Annotated in this window: 9 protein-coding genes; 5 read left to right on the plus strand and 4 right to left on the minus strand. The window is 44.5% G+C overall.

Annotated features, from left to right (window positions below; translation table 11 throughout):
• Positions 1-537 precede the first annotated feature (537 nt).
• The 5 genes from E1919_RS27840 (at position 538) to E1919_RS26865 (ending at position 3,279) form a co-directional block, all read left to right on the plus strand.
• Positions 538-729 carry a hypothetical protein gene (locus tag E1919_RS27840; protein WP_237144886.1) on the plus strand — a complete coding sequence of 64 codons (192 nt, stop codon included), beginning with the start codon at positions 538-540 and terminating at the stop codon, positions 727-729.
• A 47-nt stretch (positions 730-776) separates the two neighbouring features.
• Positions 777-1,346 carry a heme NO-binding domain-containing protein gene (locus E1919_RS26850; protein ID WP_162056480.1) on the plus strand — a complete coding sequence of 190 codons (570 nt, stop codon included), beginning with the start codon at positions 777-779 and terminating at the stop codon, positions 1,344-1,346.
• Between the two features lie 164 nt (positions 1,347-1,510).
• Positions 1,511-2,014 (plus strand): GAF domain-containing protein, encoded by a 504-nt coding sequence (locus E1919_RS26855; RefSeq protein WP_162056481.1) that lies wholly within the window; start codon positions 1,511-1,513, stop codon positions 2,012-2,014.
• Between the two features lie 114 nt (positions 2,015-2,128).
• A complete protein-coding gene (locus tag E1919_RS26860) occupies positions 2,129-2,701 on the plus strand; it encodes a heme NO-binding domain-containing protein (protein WP_162056482.1) in 573 nt (190 codons plus the stop codon).
• Between the two features lie 116 nt (positions 2,702-2,817).
• The gene (locus E1919_RS26865) at positions 2,818-3,279 is read left to right on the plus strand and encodes an SRPBCC family protein (RefSeq protein WP_237144887.1); all 462 of its coding nucleotides are present in this window, start codon (positions 2,818-2,820) and stop codon (positions 3,277-3,279) included.
• A gap of 95 nt (positions 3,280-3,374) precedes the next feature.
• On the opposite strand, the gene E1919_RS27845 is transcribed toward E1919_RS26865, so the two are convergent.
• The 4 genes from E1919_RS27845 to E1919_RS26880 are packed head-to-tail and all read right to left on the minus strand — an operon-like array spanning position 3,375 to position 5,088.
• Positions 3,375-3,740, minus strand: a complete 366-nt coding sequence (locus E1919_RS27845) for a GNAT family N-acetyltransferase (protein ID WP_317168277.1) — start codon at positions 3,738-3,740, stop codon at positions 3,375-3,377.
• Positions 3,623-3,868, minus strand: a complete 246-nt coding sequence (locus E1919_RS27850; RefSeq protein WP_237144888.1) for a hypothetical protein — start codon at positions 3,866-3,868, stop codon at positions 3,623-3,625. The genes E1919_RS27845 and E1919_RS27850 overlap by 118 nt, the downstream gene beginning before the upstream one ends.
• A gap of 20 nt (positions 3,869-3,888) precedes the next feature.
• Entirely contained in the window at positions 3,889-4,515 is a 627-nt protein-coding gene (locus E1919_RS26875; RefSeq protein ID WP_162056483.1) for a hypothetical protein, read from the minus strand.
• 39 nt (positions 4,516-4,554) lie between these two features.
• A complete protein-coding gene (locus tag E1919_RS26880; RefSeq protein WP_162056484.1) occupies positions 4,555-5,088 on the minus strand; it encodes a hypothetical protein in 534 nt (177 codons plus the stop codon).
• Between the last annotated feature and the right edge of the window lie 82 nt (positions 5,089-5,170).

Raw genomic sequence — 5,170 nt, forward strand, 5'->3', positions numbered from 1 at the left:
AGGCTCGACAAAGACCATGAAAAGACCACTAAAAGCGCAGAAGCATGGGTACTATGGCAGAATTGTCAGCTCATTCTTAACCGGATTGACTAAAAATCAGAACGTTACAAATTTAAACATGCTCTAAAATCACATATAGCATAAATTAAAACAAGAATAGCCCGATAGATTTTAGTAGATGCTGTTTAGGTATAAAGCTGACAGTAGTATCAACCTATAGATTTATGCAAAATTGTTTATCTTTGCTAATGATTAGCTTCACTTACACAAGCTAACAATGAGCATCAGTTAGATTATAAATATTTTTGAAAACAGCTTCATCAAGCTGGCCTACAACTCAACAACGGATGTCCTGTCTGTCAACGTGCCAACTGTTAATGTTGTTAACATACCAGAGTTGAGGCGAAGCCTAACAGTCATAGTGGAGCATGTGCGAAACTACAATGTGAAAAAGGTTCTGCTGGATGCAATGCAGACAAGCATTTGGGTTGATGAAGCCAGCTACATTTCATTATTTCCGAGTTATACCGAAACCTGATGGCAACGATAGTCCAGAAGATAGCACGCCTTGTCACTATTGATTCGATAAGGGAAAAGGTTGTTTCAAATTTTTTGAACAATATTACCCTTTCGGTGGAAGTTCAGCGTTTCATCGAAATTGCTGCTGCTGAAGATTGGTTAAAGAGTGATGTTTTACTGAGGACTCGGCATCAACCCTTCTCAATTTAGTATAGCCTAGCTGTACTGTCTACCTTACAATTATTACTACTTACTTCATGGATAATAATAGCATAATCAGCGAAGACAAGATGCATGGTTCTATATTCGCTCTGCTGAAGCGCTTTGTAGAAAACTCATACGATTACAGTACCTGGATAAAACTGCTCCAAGCAACTGGTTTGGAAGGCGCAGCCTTTCAGATGCACGAGATGTACCCCACAAAAGAACTGTTTGCCATTGTTAACAAGGCTTCTGAAGTAACAGGCATTCCGAACTACACCCTGATGGAACAGTTCGGGGAGTCATTGGTGCCAGACCTGCTCTTGATTTACAGCAAGTACGTGAACCCGAACTGGCGCACCTACGATATGCTGTTGCACACGGAATGCACCATGCACAGGGCGGTGAAGAAATTAGACGAAAGGGCGAACCCTCCTATGCTTCTGGTGACAAAGAAAGGCGAAAAGCAATTGATTGTTGACTATCACTCCAAGCGCAGAATGTCGGGAGTAGCAGTTGGAATCATCAGAGGCATCGCAAAGCATTTCCATGAGAGCGATACTGTTTCAGTAACACGTCTGACTGCGGCTGAAGAGGAAAGAGTCCAGATAAGGGTGGATTTCTGAACTGATGTTGCAGTTGCTTGGTTTTACCGCTGGCAGTCTGTCTGCTGCTGGATGTTTTGTTTCTGCTACCTTAGCTTTTATACATCCAGCGTTGATAGCCAATCCGCTTAGACGCTACGCATGCTTCTTCAGATTTACTATCGGAAATCACTTTAACTTTAAGCATGGACAATACTTTTGGAATACCCATTATTCCCGATAATGAAGATGAACGACTGGCAAAGCTGCGAAGCCTGAACGTTTTGGATACCTACGAAGAGAACGGCACCTTCAAGCACATTGCTGCCATTGCCTCCCGTATGTTCAACGTTCCTATAGCTTTGGTGAATTTTGTTGACAAAGACTACGTGGTTACAAAAGCCAGAGTGGGGGTGGGTGTCTCAAACGAGGTGAGCAGGGGTGTTAGCCTGTGTTCCCTGGCTGTGCTGAGGACTGATGTCACCGTTTTCGAGAATGCCAGAGAGGAACCATGCCTGCTGGCGAACCCCATGGTGACAGGTCATTTTGGCTTGCAGTTCTATGCTGCCGCTCCCCTGACCACATCAGATGGCTTCAACATCGGGGCTATATGCGTTATCGACATGGAGCCGAGGAAGTTCTCTGAATCAGACCAGAAGATGCTCGAAGGTCTCGCCACTATTGTGATGGATGAGATAGAGAAAGCGTAAGTAACCCCATTCAGAGGCATGACTAACGAGTAGCTGGTACAGAAAATTTGCTTTACAGCATGTTAAACAGGATTATTTTGCTATATTATATAGTATAGCATAAAATGTCTCTGTATGGAAAAACAATGCGATGCATTACACCTGATGCACGGTTCCATGTTTGTGCTGCTCGAACGCTTCGTTGTAGATACCTACGACCACAGCACATGGCTTAAACTGCTTGAATGGGCAGGTGTTGAGCATACGTCTTTTCAGATGCATGAGATGTATCCTACTCATGAGATTTTTGCCATTGTCGGCTGTTTGGGCGAGTCCACAGAGCAGCCTGTTTTTGATTTGATGGAGCAGTTCGGGGAGTTCATGGTGCCAGACCTGATGCTGCTGTACAGCAGGTATGTCCGACCAGAGTGGCGTACTTATGAGATGCTGATTAATACAGAGGATGCGATGCACGGTGCTGTGAGAAGGGAAGATAACAGAACCAATCCACCTAAGCTACTGGTAACAAAGAAAGGCGTTGACCAGCTTATGATAGAGTATTCGTCTAAACGCAGAATGGCTGGCGTTGCGGTGGGCATCGTCAAAGGGATTGCCAGTTACTTTGATGAAAGCGATAAGGTGGAGGTAATGCTGCTCTCACCTGCGGATGCAGAAAGAGTGCAAATCAAGGTAGATTTTCTGAACTGAAGGCTCTGGAATGGTCTACCACTACTTTAGAATGAACATATGTTTTAAAAACTGATGGTTTTCTGAAAAAGTAGTGTTTGAGTGAATGTTATTCTTAGAGGTAACATACATAGCAGTTGCACCTAACTCTTGTTTTATTTTTAGTTTATCGTCAACAGTGCTGTACCATCTCCACCGAGCACACTGGCGAACGTGCCGTTGCTGGCGTGACTGCTGGTCTGATAGAACTGGGCGAAACTGTTACATGGAGAGCGAAACACCTGGGCGTGTGGCAGCACTTGACGAGCAAAATCACGGAGTATGGCAGACCCTACTTCTTTGTTGATGAAATGGTAAGCGGTGCCTTCAAGCAGTTCAGGCATGAACACCATTTTAAGCAAGTTGATGATGCCACACTGATGCTGGATGTCTTTGACTACACCTCCCCTCTCGGAATGTTGGGTACGCTGGCTGACAAAGTATTTTTGAAGAAATACATGACCCACCTATTAACTGAAAGAGACAGTGTGATAAAGCAGTATGCTGAGTCAGGTCAGTGGAGGAATGTGGTGAAGATTGACAGGATTGTTCGAGGGTAAATGACTGTTGCCTTGCCCACTACTGCTAAAGGTTCACAGCTACCAACAATCACTTTGCTGATACTATCGGAAATACAGTACGAAATCAGAAACCATCACAATGGGCGCCTGACAGCATATATCAGTTCATCCATATACTCACCATTCTTGAAGAACGTCTTGCTCAGTCGTGCCTCTAAAATGAAGCCCGCTTTCTCAAGGGCTTTCTGGGAGCCGAGGTTCGTGCCAAAGGGTCTTGCATAAATTCTGGTGATGTCCCAGTGCCTAAAACCATTGTCCACCATCTCGATGATGGCTTTAGAGATGATTCCCCTTCCCCAATATGGCTCGGCCAGCCAATATCCTAACTCCGCATTTTTTCTGTATATGTCACTTTGCGGGTGAATGCCGATTCCTCCCCATTGATCTCTATCGCCATAATGTTTGGTGGCGAATCTTTCGTGGCAAACGCAATGAAGGATTTGCCATCCTCAAGACTGTAAGGATAGGGAAAGACATCAGACATGTTCTTGGCAACATTGTAGTTGTTGGAGTACTTCACCAGGCTCTCTACGTCATCCGATACCCAGGGTCTGAGGCTGAACTCCATAGGTGTGGGCTAATTCATTGTTATTCTTTCACCACTACATCTCTGGGCAGCACAAAATCACCAGTGCCAAAATCCATTTTGGATACCTCCGTTGCGGTGGAAGTCCACACAAAGCCGTTCTTCTTGTCTGTCATCACAAATTTAAGAGCCAAGGCTCCGTCCGTGGCTTCCAGGTACTTGTTCCACTCCCCAAAGCCATGTTTTGAGAACACCTTCTTGTCCGTTCTGATTTCAGGGCTGTAGAAGTATACAGTTGTAGCATTGTCCGTTTCCACCTGTATCGCCTTGCAACTGTAGCCAGCAACTTTCTCTGTTTTATTAAGAGGTGTCACCTTGAATATTTGGGAAGTCGGTTGGCTTCCGTCAAGCTTCTGTGCAGACCTGCCATCTGGGATGAAGTAGTAGGCGTTGGTTTCTGAGTTGTATAGCTGTTGCAGCTTACCCTGATAGAGTGACTTGTAGTTCTTGTTGTCGATGAAGTAGTGCTGTTCACTTCCCAGATAAGGCACAAGCTTCTCGTTTATATCATTCCCCTGTAGGTCTTTAAAGGAGTACCTGTAGAGTATCTTGCCAGTAAAAGGCTTCACAATTACCTTGAAGGCTGCCAGAGCCACAAACACTGTAAAGAGCAGGACAAGCTTTTTCATAATGATGCTAAGTGTGTTTTTAAAGTTGGTTGAGAGGTCTTAGTAACGCAAGGTGGATGCTATTTTATCAAACAGTGGCTTATAACTCTGGAAGTTGGGAGATATAGTCACCATTGTCAGTATAAGGAGTTTGCCCTTGTTGTTGGTAAACAAGACGTAATTGTTCATATCCTCCTTGCTTATGCTGTTCTTGTGTGTCTCTATCAGGTATTTATAGCTCCTGTCATTGATGAGCGTGTCACCTTCCTCTATGATTTTGAACCCCTCTGCACTTTCTATATTCTCAATGAACTGCCTGTACGTGTTGTCTAAATCTGTTTCTGCACGGTGAACAATGTTGATGTTGTAGGTTTCCCTTGGCACGTCCGTACCAGACTCCTTCTGCCTGAGGGCGATGAAGCTTACTGATTTGTCAACAGGAACTCCGTATCGCCAGCCAACGGGAACACCGACTTCAAAATTGTTCACCGTGTCCCGAACCAAAGCAAGCTCGTGTCCAAAACTTGCCGTGCAGATAAATAGGGTAATTGTCGGCTCCCCAACTTTAGAACTACCTTGGAGTATAATTTTCAACAAATTTAAATTCACTTCTGCTACCACTACTATGGGTGTTCATTGTGGGTAACCCGAGAGGGTTATCCACTGTGAACGCCCT

The organism is Pontibacter pamirensis, from assembly GCF_010015475.1.
Classification (GTDB): domain Bacteria; phylum Bacteroidota; class Bacteroidia; order Cytophagales; family Hymenobacteraceae; genus Pontibacter; species Pontibacter pamirensis.